This is a genomic window from Ligilactobacillus agilis DSM 20509 (assembly GCF_001436215.1).
GTDB classification, from domain to species: domain Bacteria; phylum Bacillota; class Bacilli; order Lactobacillales; family Lactobacillaceae; genus Ligilactobacillus; species Ligilactobacillus agilis.
The window spans coordinates 1,014-21,468 of sequence record NZ_AYYP01000060.1; the positions used below are offsets into that span (position 1 = coordinate 1,014).

General features: G+C 39.8%; 17 protein-coding genes, 4 tRNA genes and 1 pseudogene. 18 read left to right on the forward strand and 4 right to left on the reverse strand.

The window, feature by feature from the left end; all coding sequences use genetic code 11:
* The first annotated feature begins 5 nt into the window (after nt 1-5).
* The 4 genes from FC14_RS06660 to FC14_RS06675 all read left to right on the forward strand — a co-directional run bounded on the left by FC14_RS06660 (nt 6) and on the right by FC14_RS06675 (nt 345).
* Nucleotides 6-78: transfer RNA gene (locus FC14_RS06660), tRNA-Gln, on the forward strand.
* Nucleotides 79-94: 16 nt separating this feature from the next.
* Nucleotides 95-166 (forward strand) — tRNA-Gln (locus FC14_RS06665).
* 19 nt (nt 167-185) lie between these two features.
* A tRNA-Cys gene (locus FC14_RS06670) sits at nt 186-256 on the forward strand.
* Between the two features lie 5 nt (nt 257-261).
* Nucleotides 262-345, forward strand: a tRNA-Leu gene (locus FC14_RS06675).
* A 287-nt stretch (nt 346-632) separates the two neighbouring features.
* Here the strand turns inward: FC14_RS06675 and FC14_RS06680 are convergent.
* Nucleotides 633-1,505: a LysR family transcriptional regulator gene (locus FC14_RS06680; RefSeq protein WP_056976971.1), complete on the reverse strand. Its 873-nt coding sequence runs from the start codon at nt 1,503-1,505 to the stop codon at nt 633-635.
* Nucleotides 1,506-1,613: 108 nt separating this feature from the next.
* On the opposite strand from FC14_RS06680, the gene FC14_RS06685 reads away from it, so the two are divergent.
* The 4 genes from FC14_RS06685 to FC14_RS06700 all read left to right on the forward strand — a co-directional run bounded on the left by FC14_RS06685 (nt 1,614) and on the right by FC14_RS06700 (nt 6,742).
* Nucleotides 1,614-2,639 (forward strand): YeiH family protein, encoded by a 1,026-nt coding sequence (locus FC14_RS06685; RefSeq protein ID WP_056976972.1) that lies wholly within the window; start codon nt 1,614-1,616, stop codon nt 2,637-2,639.
* 164 nt (nt 2,640-2,803) lie between these two features.
* Entirely contained in the window at nt 2,804-3,406 is a 603-nt protein-coding gene (locus FC14_RS06690; RefSeq protein WP_056976973.1) for a nitroreductase family protein, read from the forward strand.
* Between the two features lie 174 nt (nt 3,407-3,580).
* The gene (locus FC14_RS06695; RefSeq protein ID WP_056976974.1) at nt 3,581-5,230 is read left to right on the forward strand and encodes a phosphoenolpyruvate carboxykinase (ATP); all 1,650 of its coding nucleotides are present in this window, start codon (nt 3,581-3,583) and stop codon (nt 5,228-5,230) included.
* A 210-nt stretch (nt 5,231-5,440) separates the two neighbouring features.
* Nucleotides 5,441-6,742 carry an ammonium transporter gene (locus FC14_RS06700; protein ID WP_056976975.1) on the forward strand — a complete coding sequence of 434 codons (1,302 nt, stop codon included), beginning with the start codon at nt 5,441-5,443 and terminating at the stop codon, nt 6,740-6,742.
* A gap of 71 nt (nt 6,743-6,813) precedes the next feature.
* Here the strand turns inward: FC14_RS06700 and FC14_RS06705 are convergent, their stop codons facing one another.
* Nucleotides 6,814-7,377 (reverse strand): TIGR01440 family protein, encoded by a 564-nt coding sequence (locus FC14_RS06705; RefSeq protein WP_050612527.1) that lies wholly within the window; start codon nt 7,375-7,377, stop codon nt 6,814-6,816.
* A 213-nt stretch (nt 7,378-7,590) separates the two neighbouring features.
* Between FC14_RS06705 and nrdD the strand changes: the two genes are divergently transcribed.
* The 3 genes from nrdD to cls all read left to right on the forward strand — a co-directional run bounded on the left by nrdD (nt 7,591) and on the right by cls (nt 11,978).
* A complete protein-coding gene (gene nrdD / locus FC14_RS06710) occupies nt 7,591-9,750 on the forward strand; it encodes an anaerobic ribonucleoside-triphosphate reductase (protein ID WP_420890263.1) in 2,160 nt (719 codons plus the stop codon).
* 14 nt (nt 9,751-9,764) lie between these two features.
* Nucleotides 9,765-10,367 (forward strand): anaerobic ribonucleoside-triphosphate reductase activating protein, encoded by a 603-nt coding sequence (nrdG, locus tag FC14_RS06715; protein ID WP_056977078.1) that lies wholly within the window; start codon nt 9,765-9,767, stop codon nt 10,365-10,367.
* Between the two features lie 66 nt (nt 10,368-10,433).
* The gene (cls, locus tag FC14_RS06720) at nt 10,434-11,978 is read left to right on the forward strand and encodes a cardiolipin synthase (protein WP_056977079.1); all 1,545 of its coding nucleotides are present in this window, start codon (nt 10,434-10,436) and stop codon (nt 11,976-11,978) included.
* A gap of 145 nt (nt 11,979-12,123) precedes the next feature.
* On the opposite strand, the pseudogene FC14_RS06725 reads toward cls, so the two are convergent.
* Nucleotides 12,124-12,676, reverse strand: a pseudogene (locus tag FC14_RS06725) (M15 family metallopeptidase).
* 348 nt (nt 12,677-13,024) lie between these two features.
* Between FC14_RS06725 and spxA the strand changes: the two are divergent.
* The 4 genes from spxA to pepF all read left to right on the forward strand — a co-directional run bounded on the left by spxA (nt 13,025) and on the right by pepF (nt 17,243).
* A complete protein-coding gene (gene spxA, locus FC14_RS06730) occupies nt 13,025-13,426 on the forward strand; it encodes a transcriptional regulator SpxA (protein ID WP_056976976.1) in 402 nt (133 codons plus the stop codon).
* A gap of 116 nt (nt 13,427-13,542) precedes the next feature.
* On the forward strand, nt 13,543-14,301 hold the full coding sequence (locus tag FC14_RS06735) for an adaptor protein MecA (RefSeq protein ID WP_056976977.1): 759 nt from the start codon (nt 13,543-13,545) through the stop codon (nt 14,299-14,301).
* 172 nt (nt 14,302-14,473) lie between these two features.
* On the forward strand, nt 14,474-15,391 hold the full coding sequence (locus FC14_RS06740) for a competence protein CoiA (RefSeq protein WP_056976978.1): 918 nt from the start codon (nt 14,474-14,476) through the stop codon (nt 15,389-15,391).
* A gap of 43 nt (nt 15,392-15,434) precedes the next feature.
* Nucleotides 15,435-17,243 (forward strand): oligoendopeptidase F, encoded by a 1,809-nt coding sequence (gene pepF / locus FC14_RS06745; RefSeq protein ID WP_056976979.1) that lies wholly within the window; start codon nt 15,435-15,437, stop codon nt 17,241-17,243.
* A gap of 49 nt (nt 17,244-17,292) precedes the next feature.
* Here the strand turns inward: pepF and FC14_RS06750 are convergent, their stop codons facing one another.
* Nucleotides 17,293-17,931: a DsbA family protein gene (locus FC14_RS06750; protein WP_235804522.1), complete on the reverse strand. Its 639-nt coding sequence runs from the start codon at nt 17,929-17,931 to the stop codon at nt 17,293-17,295.
* 164 nt (nt 17,932-18,095) lie between these two features.
* Here FC14_RS06750 and yjbM point away from each other — a divergent pair, with 164 nt between their 5' ends.
* From yjbM to FC14_RS06765, 3 genes are read left to right on the forward strand one after another with little or no spacing between them, the layout of a single operon-like run.
* A complete protein-coding gene (gene yjbM / locus FC14_RS06755) occupies nt 18,096-18,737 on the forward strand; it encodes a GTP diphosphokinase (RefSeq protein WP_056976981.1) in 642 nt (213 codons plus the stop codon).
* A gap of 13 nt (nt 18,738-18,750) precedes the next feature.
* Complete coding sequence (locus FC14_RS06760) at nt 18,751-19,569, forward strand: NAD kinase (protein WP_056976982.1); 819 nt, start codon at nt 18,751-18,753, stop codon at nt 19,567-19,569.
* Nucleotides 19,559-20,452: an RluA family pseudouridine synthase gene (locus FC14_RS06765; protein WP_056976983.1), complete on the forward strand. Its 894-nt coding sequence runs from the start codon at nt 19,559-19,561 to the stop codon at nt 20,450-20,452. Before FC14_RS06760 ends, FC14_RS06765 begins: the two co-directional genes overlap by 11 nt.
* The last annotated feature ends 3 nt before the right edge of the window (nt 20,453-20,455 follow it).

A 20,455-nucleotide genomic window follows, 5' to 3' on the forward strand; every position in this document is an offset into this window, starting at 1 on the left:
TTCATATTTGGTATAGCCAACTGGTAAGGCAATGGACTTTGACTCCATATATGTTGGTTCGAATCCAACTACCTAATATGAATTATAGTATGTTTGGGGTATAGCCAAGCGGTAAGGCAACGGTTTTTGGTACCGTCATGCGCTGGTTCGAATCCAGCTACCCCAGTATTTTATTGGTTATTTATGGCGGTATAGCCAAGTGGTAAGGCAGAGGTCTGCAAAACCTTTATCACCGGTTCAAATCCGGTTACCGCCTTTTATGCCGGTGTGGCGGAATTGGCAGACGCGCTAGACTCAAAATCTAGTGTCCCTTGGGACGTATCGGTTCGACCCCGATCACCGGTATTTTTAGAAACCGTTAGAAACAGTAAAGTCCGAGAAATCGGGCTTTTTTCTTTGCAGTTACAGTTAAAAACAGTTAGAAATCGTGAAGTATTTGCAATTTATTTGCAATCTGCTTATTTTGACTGGCTTCGTATTCTTGAAAAAATAGTTGTCCAAAAAGTTGTCCACAGATAATTGCTAGTAGTAACTGGTGACATTTTTAATAACGGACGGAGTAGAGAAAGATGCTAAAGGAACAGCAAACTAAATAGCATTCAGTCAGTGAAATGGCTGAATGCTATTTTTAGCTATAGACCTAGGATATTTAAGTAATCTTTGGCAAAATAAGAGTTTTTACTATAAACGAGATAAATTGGATGGGTAATATTCAGGTTTTCAATTTTAAGTGGGATTAACTGCTTAGTAGCTAATTCTTGTTTAGCAACAGTTTGATAGATAAAACTGATTCCTAATCCCTTTAAGAGCAATGCCTTAATGGCGGTGGGACTTCCAACTTGGTAGTTAAATTTAAAGTCACTGGGAGTAATGTTGCGGGAAGCTAAAATGGTCTTGAAAATATTATATGAACCTGATCCTGCTTCGCGATAAATGATGGGATAGTCAAGTAAATCACTGAAGCGGTACGTTTGCTTAGCGTTAAGACCAAGCAGGGGTGAACAGACGGGGATAAATTTTTCTTCAGTAATAATGTGACTGGAAAATTTTTCCTTGGGAAAATTGCCTTCTATTAGGGCAAAATCAACTTTACCTGCTTGAACTGACTCAAGACAGAGTTTAGTATTAGCAATTTTACAGTTAAGCTTTGTAAAGGTATTATTTGCTTGAATCTTAGCGATAATATTAGGGGTAATTTCATTTGCAAGTGACATAGTTGTGGCGATGGCTAAGCTAGTTTGCAAGCTGCTAGGATGGTGCAGGTTAGTGACGAATTTATCAGTCTGAACCTTTAATGACTGGACATAAGTGAGTAGTTTTTCCCCTTCGCAAGTTAATTTTAACTGGCGGTTGTGGTAAGTAAATAATTTAACACCTAATTCATTTTCCAAACTAGTAAGTTGTTGTGAAACGGCTGGTTGGCTGATAAAGAGTTGTTTAGCCGCCTTTGTATAAGAGCCTAGCTGTGCCACTTTAATAAAAGTAAGGTATTTTTGTTCTAACATTTTCACACTTCCATAATTTTTACTTATGTATATATCTTAATTCATTATTTTTACTTATACAATTTTTCTGTTAAGATTATTTTAGTAATTAAAATGAGGAGGAAAATGATGGCGCAATTAGTTAAAACTAAGAGTTTTTGGTTGGCAATTTTAACCACCTTGATTTGTTCATTAGGGGGCTTGTTTTTATCCAAATTACCTTACCTCAGTCTAATAGGTGCTCTGGTAATTTCGTTATTGTTAGGAATGTTCTTACAAGTTAGCCCTAAGGTGGTGGCAGAGACTAAAGGCGGGATAGGCTTTATCTCAAATAAATTTTTGCGATTAGGGATTATCTTGTTGGGATTTAAGTTAAACTTGATGACCTTAATTAACGCTGGGGTTAAGACAATCACCTTAGCAATAGTGATAGTAACTTTTACAATCTGTTTAACCTATTATCTCTGTCATAAATTTGGGGCTGAAAAGGAACTAGCTTTACTGACAGCCTGTGGATGCGGAATTTGTGGTGCTGCAGCCGTTATGGGGGTTTCACCACAGTTAGAGGACTCGGATTTATCTGCTGAACGGAAACGAGAAAACGAAGTTTTAGCAGTGGCTGTGGTCTGCGTAATGGGAACCTTTTTCACCCTAGTTGAAATTTTCTTAAAGCCACTACTGGGCTTGGATGCAACTCAGTTTGGGACGGTAGCGGGAGGCTCTTTACATGAAATTGCTCACGCGGTTGCTACTGGTGGTGCAGGTGGTTCTGTAAGTTTGCAGGCTGCCTTACTGATGAAATTATCACGGGTCTTATTATTGGCGCCTGTGGCTTTAATTGTTGGAATTTGGTATCAAAAGACAAGTAAGGTTACTAATCAGAGCCAAGCCAAAAAGAAACTCCCAATTCCATGGTTCATGGGAGGCTTCATTTTAGCGAGTGTGGCAGGAACATTTTTGCCATTTAACCAAGCTATGCTTGATTTCTTAGTTCAAGCTGCGTACCTATTTTTGGGAATGGCAATGGCAGCTTTAGGGATGAGCGTTAACTTTAGAGTTATTGCTCAAAGAGGGCGCAGTGTTTTTGCGGCAGCTTTTATTAGTTCGACTGCACTTTTAGTGTTAGTAACGATTGTAAGTAAACTGTTTTTTTAAGCTAATCTAGTATAAATAGTCGGTTTTTTCTCCGTGAAAGGACCGGCTATTTTTAAGCTTCTGTAAAAAAATTACAAAAAGTATGAAAAATATATTTACTTACTAAAAATAAGTGTTATAATAAAAACATAGTTAAGAAAAGACAGATACAGAGGAGAGATAAAATGTCAAATTCAGTTATTAATGATTTAAAGAAGCGTCGTTCAATTTATGCTTTAGGTGAAGATGTTAAGCAAAGTCCAGCCGAATTAGCAACAGTAATCAAGGATGCAATTAAGCACTCACCAACAGCCTTTAATAGCCAAACTGTTCGGGCCGTAATTTTATTTGGTGATAAGTCAAACAAGGTTTGGGATATCGTTGAAAAACGGCTTGAATCTGAAGTACCTAACGAAGAAGCTTTCAAGAAGACTCAAGAAAAGATTGCTACTTTCAGAGCAGGTTTTGGAACTATTCTTTACTTCACAGATACAGATGTTGTTAAGAATTTAGAAGAAAACTTCCCATTGTACGCTGCTAACTTCCAAGATTGGTCAGAACAAGCTATTGGTGGGGCTCAACAAGCAGTTTGGGTTGCCTTGGCTAACGAAGGCGTTGGTGCGTCATTACAACACTACAACCCATTAATCGATGAAATGATCGCTAAGGAATTTAATATTCCTGCTAACTGGAAGTTACGCGCCCAAATGCCATTTGGTTCTATTGAAGCCCCTGCTGGTGAAAAAGAATTCATGGCAGATGAAGACCGCTTCCGCGTTGAAGAATAATAGTGCGGCTTTAATTAAATAAGTTTTTTACCGGTATTTGACCGGAAATAAGAAGGTCCTAAGAAATATTCTTAGGATCTTTTTTAGTTTAAATATAAAAATTTCGATAAAATGTGGTAAAATAATAATTGAAAACGTTTTATATTAAGACTGTAAAAGTTAGGAGTGGTTGTGATGAGTACGCAAGGATGTTTTGCTGAAACGGAAATTAGAAAAGCTAACCCGATTTTTTCACAAGTTAGAACGACTGTTGAGACAGCCTTTTATGCTAATAATATGGTTGCTGTCAATGATGTGACGACTGCTTATAAATTAGCCGCTGCTAATCCAACGACAATTGTAACAGATTTGCCAATTATACATACAACTGAATTAGGTTTGCCGGCAGACGCTAAAATGCTGGTAGATAATCATGGGGCCGTCGTAGGGAGAACCGCAGCTGCACGTCATTTAATAGGTGACCCTAAGGAAGACTCTGAAGAGCTAATTAAGGTTTTGCGGGATGCACTCTACGAGGGTTCCAAGCGTAAATTCTATAAAACCCAAGTGGTGGTGGGACTAGATAAGGACTTTATGCTTAAAGCTCATTTAGCAGTTCCAGTTGGCTTTGAGATGAACCTCTTGTCGTATCTACTTAATTTCCAAGCAATTAACGAAGAGTATCAAGAACTATATGCTAATTCAAAACAGTATCCAGAAGGGGATATCTATCTGTATGCAGACCCAGAATGGCAAGATGACAAGTATCCTAATGGCTTGGTAATTATTGATGCTAAGCACAATGTGGCTGCTGTTTTAGGGTTACGTTACTTTGGAGAATTTAAGAAGGGAACGCTAACCTTAGCATGGGCAACCGCCCACCGTAATGGTTATACAGCCTGTCACGGTGGGGCTAAGGCCTTTCACTTCAAGGACAAGCCTGATAAAGTTTTTGCTTTTTATGGCTTATCCGGTTCAGGTAAATCAACGCTAACTCATGCCAAGCATGGCGGTAAGTATGATATTACCGTCTTGCATGATGATGCATTTGTAATTTCACGTCAAGACGGTTCGTCAGTAGCACTAGAACCAGCATACTTTGACAAAACTAATGATTACCTACCTGGTACCAGGGAAACGACTTACTTCACGACGTTAATGAATGTCGGGGTAACGCTTAACAAGGAAGGCAAAAAGGTATTAGTCACAGAAGATTTGCGGAATGGTAATGGGCGGACCATTAAGTCGCGCTACTCATCTCTAAATCGGGTTGATAAAGAGGCTAGTCCGATGGACGCTATCTTTTGGATTATGAAGGATGATAGTTTACCACCGATTGTAAGGCTAGAAAATCCAACTGCAGCGGCGACTTTTGGGGTTACGCTGGCTACTAAACGTTCTAACGCCGAAAATGTAGTTGGTGCTGCGGATAAAAATGCCTTAGTAATTGAACCATTCGCGGATCCGTTTAGGGCTTATTCACTTTCAGAAGACTATCATGATTTTAAAGAGCTATTTGCTAAACGTAACGTGGCTTGTTACATTGTTAATACCGCTGCCTTTAATGGAATTGATATTAATAAAGAAGTAACGCTAGGCGTTTTAGAAGCGGTTGTTAACGAACAAGAAGGTTGGCAACAGTTTGGTAAGTTAGAAGATTTATCCTACCTGCCAATCGAAGGTTATCCAGTTGATTTTACTGACCAAGATTACTTGTTGAAGTTGAAGACTCGCTTAGAAATTAGACGTGATTGGGTCAAGGCTTATAACGAAGCACATCCTACTGATACCTTACCAGCAGAGATTTTAACTGAATTAGAGCGTTTGTTACAAGCGTTAGCTTAAAGTAAAAGTTAGTAAGGGGTATCTCTATCTAAGTTGATTGATAGAGATACCCTTTTTGTGTAACTTTTAATAACATAAAACCGAGATATAGCGACTTAAAACCCGAATATTAGCGACTTAAATATTAAAAAAGTATTAACAAACCTAATTTTTAGTAGTAAAAAATTAAAACTAAGTTATAATTCCTGACATAAGAGAGGAGTGGTTGCGATGTTAAACGAAGCCAATACGACATTTATTATTATTTCGACGATTTTAGTGTTCTTTATGACTCCGGGTTTGGCCTTCTTTTATGGTGGTTTAGTTTCTAAGAAAAATGTTGTTAACACAATGTTATCTGTGTTTATTATTTGTGGGTTAGCGGTTATCATTTACATAGCTTTTGGGTATGATTTAAGTTTTACTGGCAATCTGTTTGGAATTGTTGGTAAACTGCAACATCCATTTTTAAGTGGTTTGGATTTAAGTAAGGTAACTTTGCCTAAACAAGGTCTAGATACCGGTACCTACTTAAGTTTTCAAATGATGTTTGCTTTGATTACGCCCGCTTTATTTGTGGGGGCAATCGTAGGTCGGATGAGATTTAATTACCTACTGGCATTTATTGTTGGTTGGTCGATATTAATTTATTATCCCCTAGTTCACATGGTTTGGTCTCCAAAGGGAATTTTAGCTAACTTAGGGGTGCTAGATTTTGCTGGGGGGACTGTGGTCCACATTAACGCCGGCATTACCGCCTTATTATTATCTCTTTTTCTTGGCAAACGGCTAAAAAAAGAGACTAGCCACTATAATTTGCCGTGGGTTTTATGTGGAACCGCCATTCTTTGGATTGGCTGGTATGGTTTTAATGCCGGTTCTGCTTTAGGAATCAATGGCCTAGCGGTTAACGCTTTTTTAGTCACGACGGTTGCAGCGGCATTTGCGATGCTTACTTGGATGGGATTGGATATCTATCTAAGTGGTAAGCCGAGTTTAGTTGGAGTTTGTACAGGGGCTTTGTGTGGTCTAGTTGGTATTACACCTGCAGCGGGGTATGTAACTAGCGTTGGTGCTGTTTTGATTGGCTTTTTATGTAGCCTAGTCAGCTTTGTATTTGTTACCTATGTGAAACCCAAACTTAGTTTTGATGATCCGCTAGATGCGTTTGGGTGTCACGGTGTGTCGGGAATCGTTGGCTCCGTTTTAACGGGAGTATTTGCAACTAAGACCGTTAACCCGACCATTAGTGAGAATGGCTTATGTTATGGTGGAGGTTGGCACTTGTTAGGTGTGCAGCTTTTAGGGACGTTAGTAACCATTGGGTTTGTTAGCCTGATGTGCTTGCTGTTAATTCCAACTTTAAGGTTAATAATTAGGATGCGGGTAAGTCAAGAAGAAGAATTGGTTGGCTTAGATAGAAGCGAGCACGGGGAACGTGCAGACTACTTGGTAGATGAGCAGCATACGATTGAGCGTTACCCTCACGAGTTTAGGGGGCAACTTGAACGTTTGACTAACAAGTACAATTAAATTTAGGCTAATCGCAAAAAAGAAGTCTGTGGTTCTTGGTAGTAAGAATTACAGACTTCTTTTTGTTGCGATTAATTAAACGGATTCCATTCGTACTTAGCTCGTTTGCCTCCAATTAATTTAGGCCGGGAGCGCAAGTAAGTGGTGTGGGCTGCCCCGACTTCTTTAACAGAGGTTCTAACCGGGATTTGCACGAATTTAACGTGCATGCCAATGGAAGTGTCGCCTATATCCATGCCAGCTTTGGCGGTAATATGTTCTACTTCAACTGGATCTGTAAATTGTTCAAAGGCAGCGATTTGACCGGCCCCACCTGCATGAAGTGATGGGTAGACGGTGACTATTTCAAGCTGGTTTTCTTTAGCAACCGCTTTTTCAACCACTAGAGCGCGGTTTAAGTGCTCACAGCCTTGAACTGCTAAGTTAATTTGTAAGGGACGCAAGATTTCAAGGAGGGCAGCAATTACGGTACGTCCAACTTCAATATTAGAGTCCTTACCGATATGTTCTCCTTGAATTTCACTAGTGCTGCAGCCTAGTACAAAAATGTCCCCGGCTTCAAGGTTAGCTTGAGCCAGCAATTCTTTTAAACCGGTCTGGACTTGGGTTTTGATTTTTTCTAAGTCAAGTGTCATCAAAAGACCTTCTTTCCTACTTACTTATTCCCCATTATAACCTTAATCAAGCAGAATGTATAAAATATTGCGGTAATAATTTTATACAATATATTGTGCGATTTTTATTTTATTTACACAATATATTGTGTTTGTTAGTCTGGTGGTATAGAATATACTGTGGTAATTATTTTTTGGAGAAATAAGTTTTGATTGATTGAAGGGATGATAATCATGGAAGTACAAACAAAGAAAGTGGTTACAGGTTTAATTTTGCCAACCAAATTTATTAAGTGTGATGGTGAAGAAATGCCCTTCATGTTGTATAAGTTGGAATATTTATTGGATGTTTTGGGATTAAAGGCAGACCAAAATTTCTTATTAAGTCAAATGTTCCAAGCCTTAGGGATTGAAGAGGTTGTAACTGCTAAGCAAATGAGGGCGATTTTTAGGCAGGTCTTACTTGAAAATGGCTTTGACGATGAAGTAGCCAAGTACGATCAGGTCTACCAAGAACGGCAAGTGAAGTGGCAAGAGGCGACTGACCCCAAGGTGCGGCTAGAGAAATTGCAAGCTAATGATCCCCGCTTAGTGCATGAAAATGCTAATAAGGACAGTCGGGTTTTTAATACACAAAGAGATTTGACTGCCGGAACGGTGGGAAAGACATTAGGCTTAAAGATGATGCCCGAACACGTAGCCAAGGCTCATTTGCGTGGTGATATTCATTACCATGACTTGGACTATACGCCGTTAAGTCCAATGACTAACTGTTGTTTAATTGACTTTAAAGAAATGTTAACCAACGGTTTTAAGATTGGGAATGCGGAGGTTGAAAGCCCGCATTCGATTCAAACTGCCACAGCGCAAATGGCACAAATTATCGCTAACGTTGCGTCTAGTCAGTATGGGGGTTGCTCTGCTGATAGAGTCGATGAGGTTTTAGAACCATTTGCTAAAAAGAATTATCAAAAACATTTAGCTGAAGCTAAGGAATATATCAGCACTGAAGCAAAGCAAATTGAATTTGCGAGAAAACGGACCAAAAAAGATATCTATGATGCGATGCAAGGGCTAGAGTACGAGATTAATACGCTCTTTTCCTCACAGGGACAAACTCCTTTTACGACCCTTGGCTTTGGTTTGGGGACCTCTTGGATAGCACGAGAAATTCAAAAATCTATTCTGAAGATTAGAATTGCTGGTTTGGGTCGGGAAAAACGGACCGCTATTTTTCCTAAATTAGTTTTTACAATTAAGGCGGGACTTAATTTAAAGTCCGGGGAACCTAATTATGATATTAAGGAACTAGCCGTTAAATGTGCTACGAAGCGGATGTATCCAGACGTTTTAATGTATGACAAAATTAAGGAAATTACTGGCAGTTTTAAGGCGCCAATGGGATGTCGGTCGTTTCTACAAGGCTGGCACGATGAAAATGGAAAAGAGGTCAACTCAGGGCGGATGAACTTAGGAGTGGTAACCATTAACCTTCCGCGGATTGCCTTGTTTGCTAAAGGAGACCAAGAATTTTTTTGGCAGATTTTCGCAGAAAAGGTCGCACTTGCTAAGGAGGCATTAGCCTTTAAGGTAAAACGGACCTTAGATGCTAAACCGGAAAATGCTCCGATTTTATATCAATATGGGGCATTTGGAAAGCGGCTTAAACCTAATCAGTCAGTATCAGAGTTGTTTAAAAACGAACGGGCCACGGTTTCGCTAGGATATATTGGTTTGTATGAAGTTGCGACTACTTTTTATGGCCCTAACTGGGAGCATAACCAAGTAGCACATGATTTTACGGTTGAAATTGTAAGACGCTTAGCCCAGGCCTGCAAGCAATGGTCAAAGGAATCCGGTTATCATTATAGTGTTTATTCAACTCCAAGTGAGTCACTAACTGATCGTTTTTGTCGCCTAGACTTGCAAAAGTTTGGCAAGGTTAAGGATGTGACGGATAAGGAATACTACACTAATAGTTTCCACTATGACGTCAGAAAACATCCAAGCCCATTTGAAAAGTTAACCTTTGAAATGGACTATCCTCGCTATGCAGCCGGGGGCTTTATTCACTATTGTGAGTATCCTAACTTAAAACAAAATCCTAAGGCGTTGGAAGCTGTTTGGGACTTTGCTTATGACAAGGTCGGATACTTAGGGACCAACACGCCAATAGACCGTTGTTATAAGTGTGGCTTTGAAGGGGAATTTAAGGCAACCGCACGGGGGTTTGAGTGTCCAACTTGTGGCAACCATGACCCTAAAACTTGTGATTGTGTCAAGCGGACTTGTGGTTACCTAGGTAATCCTTTGCAACGGCCAATGGTTCACGGTCGCCATGTCGAAATTGCATCACGGGCTAAAAACTTAAGTCCTGAAATGAGGGAAGAATAGTGATTGAAGTGAAAATGAAGTGCAAAGACTTACAGGCTAGAGCTAAAGCCCCTAGATTGCCGCGCAATCCGGAGCCTAAAGAGTGGTTGGCAAGTAATTTAAGTCAGCAAAAAATTGCAGACTACAAGCCGTTTAACTTTGTTGATGGTGAAGGAGTAAGGTGTAGCTTGTATGTTAGTGGCTGCAAGTTTTCCTGTCCTGGTTGTTATAACAAGGTGGCCCAAAATTTTAACTACGGCTATGACTATACCAAGGCCTTAGAAGACCAAATTATTGCCGACTTAGGCCAGTCTTATGTTCAAGGGCTTACTTTATTGGGAGGAGAGCCTTTCTTAAACACACAAGTTTGCCTTCAATTGGTGAAGAGGGTCCGGGCTGAATACGGACACCAAAAGGATATTTGGTCTTGGAGTGGTTACACCTGGGAAGAGTTGCAAAAAGAATCTGCCGATAAACTAGAGCTTTTGAGTTACCTAGATGTTTTGGTTGACGGTCGTTTTTTGGAAGCGCAAAAAGATTTAACCCTACAGTTCCGGGGGTCTGCGAACCAACGAATAATTGCTGTACCAGCCTCGCTTAAAGCCCGGCAGCCAATTTTATGGCAAGCGGAATTTTAATCCACTTATATTTAGGCTAAAATATAAGTAGAGGTGAGTGTAGTGAAGGAACATGAAATTCAGTTGCTGACTAAGCAAAAAAACGGGCTTGGTCGCATTTTATTTAGTCGCTTAGGGCTAGTAGTTTTGTTGTTACTGTTACAGTTGGTATGGATTTTTAGTTTATTCAAGTGGTTTAGTCAAGAATTTCCCCACTATACGGTGGCAGTAGTAGTTTTTGATTTTATAATGATGCTATATTTAGTCAACAGCAAGATTGATCCCAGTGCTAAAACAACGTGGCTATTACTAATAGCGGTAGTCCCTTTATTTGGCTCGGTATTACTTATGTATACGCAAAGTGATATCGGGCACCGGGCATTACGTAAACGAATTAGGCAGCTGGTTGCCGAAAGTAAGCACAGTCTAACCGAGGACAATTTAGCGTTGAAAAAACTGAAGTTAGAAGACGCTGATACTTACGGTTTAGCCAAGTATTTGCAAAGAACTAATGATAATTTTCCTGTTTATCAAGATACGAAGGTGACTTATTTTCCAATCGGAGAAGCGAAGTTTAAGGAAATGCTTCACCAGTTACGGCAAGCCAAGCGGTTTATCTTTTTGGAATATTTCATTATTGCTGAAGGAAAGATGTGGGGTGAAATTCTAGCAATTCTAGCCCAAAAGGTTAAAGAGGGGGTAGAAGTTCGGGTAATGTATGACGGGATGTGTGAGTTTACCACCTTGAGTGTTGATTACCCGCAACGGTTAGCTAAATTGGGTATAAAAGCCAAGATGTTTTCACCTATTCACCCCTTTGTTTCTACTTACTATAATTACCGGGATCACCGTAAAATTTTAGTAATCGATGGACAGGTTGCCTTTACGGGTGGAGTTAACCTGGCTGATGAATATATCAACGAACTAGAACGTTTTGGTCATTGGAAAGATACCGCAATTATGCTTGAAGGAAAGGCGGTTAAGACCTTCACCCAGTTATTCTTGCAGATGTGGAATATTACCGAAAAAGAAGTGGATTTTTCTAAGTACCTAGAAGTTGAAAGTAAAGTGCCAGCCAAAACGAGTGGCTACGTGATTCCGTATGCAGATTTTCCCCTAGAGGAAGAAAAGGTTGCTGAAAATGTCTACATGGACATTTTAAATCGGGCGCATAACTACGTTCACATTATGACCCCTTACTTAATTCTAGATGGTAAAATGGAGCGGGCCTTGACCTTTGCGGCTGAACGCGGGGTGGATGTTGAGTTGATTTTGCCGGGAATTCCAGATAAACCTATCCCATATGCTTTAGCCAAAACGCACTTCAAGCAGCTGTTACAAGCGGGGGTTAAGATATATCTTTACACCCCCGGCTTTGTTCACGCTAAGGTTTTTGTGGCCGATGATAAAAAAGCGGTGGTGGGAACAATTAACCTCGATTATCGTAGTTTATACCACCACTTTGAATGTGCAGCCTTTATGTATAAGACGGATTGCATTCCAGCGATTGCCGCTGATTTTGAGGAAACTAAGGCCAAGTCAACCCCAGTTACATTGGCAAGCCTCCAACAAGAGCCGGTGACAACCAAGGTGGTTGGTGCGTTGACTAAAACGATTGCGCCTTTATTGTAATTAGTCAGTAGTGCTGCTTTAATAATGGCAGATTAATAGAAATCAGGATTCAGAATAGAACTATAGGAAAGAGCAAAAAATGCTAGAAATCAAGTGCTTGGTTTCTAGCGTTTTTAAGTTGGGGTTATTTTAATCTTTATACGGATTAGTAATCGTTAGGGTTAGCGCTTAAGGGGCCGTATTCATCCATTTGGCTATCACGGAAATCCCACCACTCGTTAGGATAACCAATGAAGCCTGCTTGGGTCATGGCATCATTGAGGAGGTTGTAATTAGCTAATGCTTCAGGACTCCAGAGGTGCTTAGAAGATCGTTTATCTTTAGTCGTCAAAAGCTGTTGGCATTACTAGTTCTTTACCTGCTAAGTCAGTTAAAGTAACGTCAAAGGTAACACCTTTTTGGTGGCTGAAGTTGGGGTTGGGCTTAGCAACAAAGGTGGGATCTGGATAAATCTCGAAGAGCTTTAATTGGGCGGAGACTGGACGGTAAGCATCCCAGACCTTGATGCGATAACCCTGCTTTTTCAAAATTTTGCTAGCTTCAGCTAATTTTTGGACAGAACCCCTCCGGGCGATGGCGGTAGTAAAATCATATACCACTTGGCCGGTGAAATTATTAGGGGTAGCATAGGCTAATTCGATGATTAGGTCTTCAGTGAGTGTTTGTAAGTTAACAAAGTCAGATAACTGTGTCTGCATATATTTTCCTTCTAAAACGTTTTCTTTATTATATAAATATTTTACAAGGTAGCCAGCAAACTTAACAAGTGTAACTTTAACCAATTAGTTAAAATTGTGTAAAATATACACTTTTGCTATTGATTAAATAAGTTTTTGTGAAAAACCCCGCAAGGAAACATTAGCCGGTCAATTAGTTTAAGACTTGATATAATAATGATTTACAGATTTATAGTCAAAAAAACATTCAACAAGCCATAAATTTTTTTAGGGAGAAGGTATTAATTTTTTGAAATTTGATGTATAATAAGACGTGTAGAAAAGATTGTCGATAAAAGGTTAGGTTTTAACTGTAAAGGAGCGATTTTTATGGTTACACTATACACATCACCAAGTTGTACATCGTGCCGTAAAGCACGCGCTTGGTTAAAAGAACACGATATTCCTTTTACTGAGAGAAATATCTTTTCCAAACCGCTAACGGTTAACGAAATTAAACAAATTTTGCAAATGACCGAAGATGGAACGGAAGAAATTATTTCTAAACGGTCTAAAATTTATCAAGATTTACACGTTGAAATTGATGAACTCCCATTAAAAGATTTGTTTGAGTTGATTCAGAATAACCCTGGCATTTTAAAGCGGCCTATCATCATGGATGATAAACGCCTACAAGTGGGTTACAATGAAGATGAAATTCGGCGTTTCTTACCACGAGAAGTGCGGGCGCTGGAATTACGAAAAGCACAGGAATTGGCAGGATTCTATTAAAGAGCAACCACCCATATCAATGGGTGGTTTTTTTTACGCTTTTCTGCTATGATAAAGGGGAGTATCAGTATTTAACTTTTTTTACTGATTAGTTTTGAGAGAAGGGGTGACCACTAATGGAAATGGAGAAAATCAACGAGAATACGATTAAAGTATCGCTTGAAAACGATGATTTAACCGAACGTGGGATAACCGTCCTTGACTTACTTGGAAACCAAAAGGAAATAGAAAGCTTTTTTTATAGTATCTTAGATGAGGTAGATACGGAGCATGAATTTCGTGAAACTGACGCGGTGACTTTTCAGCTAATGCCTAACCTTAATGGCTTGGAATTATTTATCACCAAAATGGATCCAGATAGTGATGAAGAACCATTTTCTCCACTTAAAGAATTGGAAAAAAAAGGCAAACGGGTTCAACAGGTAGATATTAATGACTTAGGCGATGCGGATGATATCACGGATTTTATCCGAAAGCAGTTAGGTGCTGCCTTAGAAAAGAGTGAGAGTAAGATGTTGACTGCCAATGATAGTGAAACTAAACGCTTGCAAGCTAAGTCGGATTACTTAGATGATCAAAGTAACATGCAAAAGCGTTACTTAGTATCGTTTGCCAATTTTGAAGACTTCATCCAACTAGTCAAGGAACTAGATGTAGATGGGGTTGCATCTAACTTGTATAAGTATGACGATAAATATTATTTAGAGTTAATCTTTTTTGTTGATCAAGTCAATGAAAATGAAATCAAAGATATTTTAGCGATTGCCTATGAGTACGGAGAAGTTGTTTCTTTTTCTGCTGCTGTAATCCAGGAGCGGGCACGATTAATTATGAAAAGAAATGCTTTAGAAATTGCGCGCGGTTACTTTGGTTAAAGTCTACTAAGTTCAAAGCAGGTCTGCTAGGGTTAGCAGGCCTGCTTTTAGTATGTTTAAGATTATCTTAAGAATAACGAAAAAAAGATTAATTCCTACTTTTTTTGCGAACTATAAAAGTAGGAGGTGTTTTTTATGTTGTATGCGCAAACCGAGGCAAAACTTTTAGTAAGTGCCAATCAAGCTCAAAAGAACCATAGCTATTATTGTCCCAGGCTGTCATGAAAAGTTAATTTTAAAGCGAGGGTTAAAAAAGGTTGCCCACTTTGCTCACCCTAGGCATGGTTGCCAGCTATTTAGTGAAGGAGAAAGCGACGAACATTTGGAAGGTAAGAAATTTATTTATCACGAGCTAAAGCAGGCCGGCTGGCAGGTTCAATACGAGGCTTACCAGAGTGAGTTGCATCAACGACCTGATATTTTGGGACAAAAAGCTGGTTGCGGTCTAGTTGCATTTGAATATCAATGTGCCCCTATCTCATTTCAAAAGTTGGTCTACCGCTCCAGGGGCTATAAGCAAGGGAGGTTAGCTTATATTTGGATTTTAGGTAAGCGCTATTTTTTAAAGGGGCGCTTAACTCAACAAAATGCAATGTTTATGCACTGGGCGCCTAACTTGGGCTTTTATCTGCTTTTTTTAGACATTGCACGCAAGCGCTTTGAAATTGACTATGCTATTCAGCAAGCCGATTTTTTGCCACTAAAATATTTGCGCCACTATGCTTACTCATTTCAAGAACTAATAGCATTTTTGCATGCACGGCACGAAATTTGTTATTATCCGTTAACAGCTAAACAGATTATGACCCAAGAATACAAGTTTCAACAACAAATATATTATGGCAGTAAATCCCTAGCGAGTCTGCGGGCTTACTGTTATACCAAGGGGTTAACACTAGCTGATTTGCCTAAACAAATTTTTATAGATAGCTACCACCCGCCCCTTTATCGTAAGCTCTTATTGGTACTTAGGAGCTTTCAGCTATTAGATTACCAGGATACCCAAGCAGTGTTAAAAGATAGTTTATATTTGCTTCCTTTCGTTAGAATAAACCCCCACCTTGCTAGCGGCGGCTTGCAATTAACCTAGCTTTTGCTAAAATGAAGCTAATTATTACTAAGGAAGTGATTGGATGACTGAGGTAAAAAAATTACCCCAAAGAAAAGAAGTTCCCGTAGAATTAACTTGGGATTTAGAGTTGATTTTTGCAAATAGTGGTGAATTTGATGCCGCTGTTACGGAGTTAGAGCAACAAGTAATAACTTTCTTAACCTATCAAGGCCAAGTAGGACAAAGTGCCCAAACGTTATTGACAGCTTTAGAAGCGTGGTTAGACTTAGACCGTGCCTTGGAGAAAATCTATGTCTATGCTAGCATGAAAAATGATCAAGATACTAAAAACGCTGAATATCAAGCGTTATTCACACGGGTTCAAAAGTTAGTGGCGGAAGTCTCCGCTAAGATAGCTTGGTTTGAACCAGAATTGCTGGCCTTATCCGAAGAAACGGTTGCAACTTACTTACAGGCTGAGCCTAAGTTACAGCAGTATCAACATTTATTGGAGGTGCTATTAGCTAAAAAAGCCCATATTTTAAGTGACAAGGAAGAAGCCTTGTTAGCGGGAGCTAGTGATATTTTAGGAGCGCCCGAAAATATTTTTGGGGTACTAAACAATGCCGACTTTAAGTTTGCGCAAGTTAGTGATGAAGCGGGGAATAAAGTTCAACTATCACAGGGACTTTATGGAAAATTATTAGAATCCGTAAACCGGGAAGTAAGAAAAGAGGCCTTTGAAAAGCTTTACCTAGTCTATCATCAATTTAGACACACCCTGGCCACTACATTAGCTACCCACGTGCGGATGCATAATTTTGAAGCTAAATTACGTGGTTATAATTCAGCCCAAGAACGGGCCTTGGCAAGTAATTCCATTCCGGTTAAAGTATACACCACTTTACTGGAACAGGTTGAACAACACCTACCATTGTTACACCGATATGTTGAATTGAGAAAAAAGGTCTTAGGCCTAACCGAATTGCATATGTATGATTTGTATACTCCCCTTACAGGTAAAGCCAACTTAGCTTATACCTACGAGGAAGCTAAGCAAGAAAGTTTAAAGGCGCTAGCGGTACTTGGTGACGACTATTTAGAACACGTGAAAGAAGCCTATGCTAGTCGGTGGATTGATGTGGTTGAAAATGAGGGTAAGCGAAGTGGAGCTTACTCTTCCGGGGTATATGATACTGCACCGTATATTTTATTAAACTGGCAAGATAATTTAGATAATTTATTTACACTTGTACATGAAATGGGTCACAGTATGCACACTTACCTTACAACGCATAACCAACCTTATCAGTACGGAGATTATCCCATCTTTTTAGCAGAAATTGCCTCAACTACTAACGAGAACTTGCTAACCCAATATTTGTTGGAGACGCAAAAAGATCCGCAAGTACAGGCTTACGTTTTAAATCATTATTTAGATGGGTTTAAGGGAACCGTGTTTAGACAAGCTCAGTTTGCCCAATTTGAGTTATGGCTACATGAACAAGAGGCTAGTGGCCAGGCATTAACAGCCGAAAAGTTAGCCGATTATTATGGTAAATTAAACCAACATTATTATGGTTCGGCCGTGGTTAATGACCAGCAAATTGCCTATGAATGGGCCCGGATTCCTCATTTTTACTATAATTTCTATGTTTATCAATATGCGACGGGATTTGCGGCGGCAACAACCCTTTCCCAAAATATTTTAAGCAAAGACCCAGCTAAGTTAACTGCTTACCTAGACTATCTTCAAGCGGGTAGTTCTAACTACCCACTTGAAGTTATGAAACAAGCTGGGGTAAATATGGAAGAAAGTGCCTACCTGCAAGAGGCGTTTAAAGTATTTGAAAAGCGGTTGAATCAATTAGAGGGTTTATTACTCAAATAGCATAATAAATAGCGAGCTCTTACTAGTAAAGTAAGGGCTCGCTATTTAGTTAACAAGGAGGTAGGTTAGATTTTTTTTGATTCTTAAGAGGGTGCAGTCTTTGGCGAGTTTGATGTTCTAAGATTAACTCCCGGGGGATGTTGCCATGGATAATACTTTCAAGGACATCAAAGGAATCGCAGCCTGTGACTGCTACCCCACAATCAAAGCCTTCCAAGTTATATAAAACCAAGGTAGGGTGATCTGTGACGTTCATTTTAGCAGCTAGCTGTTGGTCTTGTTGAAATTGGTGTTCCGTAAACTCTGATTGACGGTCCTCGAGAAACATATCGACATCTAGTTTACAGGCCTTAGCAGCACTAAGGGCTAAGGCTTCGTTATAGCTAGTTGGTGAATTTAAGAAGGCTTGTTGGATGTACAGTAAAAAAGCTCGGCCTTTCTTCTTGCCCTGGAACAGCGCAGCTTTACAGTCGAGCGCAGCTTGATACAATTCCTTGGCAAGCTTATTTCTTTGTTCTAAATCGCCTAGGGGAATGTGGTGAGTCTTCATAACACTAGTAACCGTTTTGAGGGTTAGGAGTGGGATGAACCTAAAGTTAATTTGTTTATCTGATCGTGCCACCAGGGTTAAAATATCTTGTTCTGCTTGGTAGCACACTGCCCCAAGCGGGTTAATAAACAGATACATTTCTAACACAATCAATACCTCCAAACTAATACCGTTAGTTTAATTCTACTTATACTTTAACAAAATAAATGATTTTTGCAATTTTTTTGCCCTTAAAAAGCTAAGTAATCAATTATGCTAGGAATTGTGTTAAACTAGATAGGTACAGAAAGGTGGGATGTCCTATGATTGAAGATTGGCAACAATTTTTAGAACCATATGAACAGACCGTCGCTGAATTGAAATTAAAGCTACGTCAATTACGAAATCAATATCGACAACGAGGACAACATTCACCGATTGAATTTGTAACTGGACGAGTTAAGCCCATTGCTAGTATCGTTGAAAAAATGCAACGGCGCAATATTCGCCTTGACCGCTTGGAAGAGGATATGGAAGATATTGCTGGTGTCAGGGTGATGTGCCAATTTGTTGAAGATATTTACCTAGTAGTAGAGCTTTTGAAACAGCGTTATGATATGCAAGTGCTCGAGGAAAGAGATTATATCGCTAATCAAAAGGCAAGTGGCTACCGTTCGTACCATATTGTAATCTCCTATCCTATTCAGAGATTGGACGGACAAAGGGTTGTTAAAGCGGAAATCCAAATTAGAACTTTAGCGATGAATTTTTGGGCAACGATTGAACATTACCTAAATTACAAATATCAAGGGGCATTTCCGCCAGAGCTAGCAGAGCGCTTGCGACGTTCTGCAGAAGCTGCCTTCATGTTAGACAAGGAAATGTCTGATATTAGAGAAGAAATTAAAGAGGCCCAAGTTTTATTTCAGACGAAACAAAAACCAAAAGTAGAAGACGATAAATAATAGGGGTTGAAAAATGAGAGTCGCAATTTTTGCCAATATGGGGCGGAAAACCCAAGCTGTGAAACAAAAGTTAACTAGAAAATTTCAAGAACGGCATTTTATAATTGATGAGGTTACTCCAGAAGTAGTGGTAACTATTGGTGGAGATGGGACCTTGCTATCTGCCTTTTATCATTATCGCCAGCAATTGGAAACAATCCGGTTTGTAGGGGTCCATACGGGGCATTTAGGTTTTTATACTGATTGGCGCGATGATGAAATTGATGACTTAGTTATCAGTTTACAGTCCGATAATCGGCAATCGGTATCTTACCCGTTATTGGACGTGTTGGTTCACTATAATAATCAAGATAGACCGCAACGTTTTTTAGCCTTAAATGAATCAACCTTAAAGCGTGCTAGTTCGACGATGGTCACCGACGTCTATATTGGGGGCGAATTATTTGAACGGTTCCGAGGAGACGGTCTATGTATTTCTACACCGACTGGGTCGACGGGGTATAATAAATCTGTCGGGGGAGCGGTAGTTCATCCTGATATGGAAGTAATGCAAATTGCAGAAATTAGTTCCATCAATAATAAGGTCTTTCGTACCTTAAGCTCGCCGATGATTATTGCGTCGAATGATTGGATTACTTTAAAACCAATGGCTAGTCGAGAAAATAAGCAGGATTTATTGTTGACCGTCGATTCTAACAGCTACCATGATCATAATATCCGCCAAATAAGGTATAAGATTGCCAAGGAACGAATTAAGTTTGCGAAGTACCGCCACACTCATTTTTGGCACCGAGTCCAAGAGGCATTTATAGGTGACGAGTATGGAGATTAAGTGGACTTACCAAGAACAAGCCCCGATAAAGCTAAAGACGTTTTTAAAACAAAAAGGATTATCGCGTCGCTTGCTAGCAACCATCCGTAATGATAATGGGCAAGTGGAAGTTAATGGCAAATCCGGCCGAATTGTGGATAAACTTTACCCGAACGATCAAGTTTGGCTACGGTTACCGGTCGAAAAAAATCGCAAGCAAAGTCTAGCTAAATCCTATGTCCCCTTAAAGATTATCTATGAGGATCGAGATTTTTTGGTAATAGATAAACCTGCCCGGGTGGCGACTATTCCTTCGCGGTTGCATCCGGTAGATTCATTGGTCAATCGAGTTGCTGGTTATTATGACTTGCGAGGATATCAAGGGATTATTCCCCACGTGGCTACTAGGTTAGATCGGGATACATCTGGTTTGGTCTTATTTGCCAAGCACCGCTTAGCACATGCTTTATTAGACCAACAGCTACGTCAGCATGAAATTGATAAACGTTACTGGGCGCTTTTGACAGGATCAGTTACTTGGACTAAGTTAGAGGTTAACCAGCCAATTGCACGCTTGGCAACCAGTACAATGAAACGGGGAGTAGCCGCCGATGGTAAGGCGGCGTTAACGGACTTTGAAGTTATACACCGCTTAGGAAAAGCCACCTTGTGCCAGGTTAAGTTACATACTGGTAGAACACACCAGATTAGGGTGCATAGTCAGTATTTGGGGCACCCATTGGTTGGTGATGAATTGTATGGTGGGAATATAGAGCTGCCGCTTCAGCGCCAAGCCTTGCATTGTCAGCAGTTAAGTTTTTATCACCCTTTCTTGGAAAAACAGCTACGATTTGTTAGCGAATTGCCGGCAGATATGCAAGGTTATATTGAAAAAAACAGATAAAAG

What these genes read in the sequence shown, in the direction of transcription:
- FC14_RS06680 (WP_056976971.1), bottom strand. Translation starts at nt 1,505, where the DNA reads ATGTTAGAACAAAAATACCTTACTTTTATTAAAGTGGCACAGCTAGGC.
- FC14_RS06685 (WP_056976972.1), top strand. Translation starts at nt 1,614, where the DNA reads ATGGCGCAATTAGTTAAAACTAAGAGTTTTTGGTTGGCAATTTTAACC.
- FC14_RS06690 (WP_056976973.1), top strand. Translation starts at nt 2,804, where the DNA reads ATGTCAAATTCAGTTATTAATGATTTAAAGAAGCGTCGTTCAATTTAT.
- FC14_RS06695 (WP_056976974.1), top strand. Translation starts at nt 3,581, where the DNA reads ATGAGTACGCAAGGATGTTTTGCTGAAACGGAAATTAGAAAAGCTAAC.
- FC14_RS06700 (WP_056976975.1), top strand. Translation starts at nt 5,441, where the DNA reads ATGTTAAACGAAGCCAATACGACATTTATTATTATTTCGACGATTTTA.
- FC14_RS06705 (WP_050612527.1), bottom strand. Translation starts at nt 7,377, where the DNA reads ATGACACTTGACTTAGAAAAAATCAAAACCCAAGTCCAGACCGGTTTA.
- nrdD (WP_420890263.1), top strand. Translation starts at nt 7,591, where the DNA reads ATGGAAGTACAAACAAAGAAAGTGGTTACAGGTTTAATTTTGCCAACC.
- nrdG (WP_056977078.1), top strand. Translation starts at nt 9,765, where the DNA reads ATGAAGTGCAAAGACTTACAGGCTAGAGCTAAAGCCCCTAGATTGCCG.
- spxA (WP_056976976.1), top strand. Translation starts at nt 13,025, where the DNA reads ATGGTTACACTATACACATCACCAAGTTGTACATCGTGCCGTAAAGCA.
- FC14_RS06735 (WP_056976977.1), top strand. Translation starts at nt 13,543, where the DNA reads ATGGAAATGGAGAAAATCAACGAGAATACGATTAAAGTATCGCTTGAA.
- pepF (WP_056976979.1), top strand. Translation starts at nt 15,435, where the DNA reads ATGACTGAGGTAAAAAAATTACCCCAAAGAAAAGAAGTTCCCGTAGAA.
- FC14_RS06750 (WP_235804522.1), bottom strand. Translation starts at nt 17,931, where the DNA reads ATGTATCTGTTTATTAACCCGCTTGGGGCAGTGTGCTACCAAGCAGAA.
- yjbM (WP_056976981.1), top strand. Translation starts at nt 18,096, where the DNA reads ATGATTGAAGATTGGCAACAATTTTTAGAACCATATGAACAGACCGTC.
- FC14_RS06760 (WP_056976982.1), top strand. Translation starts at nt 18,751, where the DNA reads ATGAGAGTCGCAATTTTTGCCAATATGGGGCGGAAAACCCAAGCTGTG.
- FC14_RS06765 (WP_056976983.1), top strand. Translation starts at nt 19,559, where the DNA reads ATGGAGATTAAGTGGACTTACCAAGAACAAGCCCCGATAAAGCTAAAG.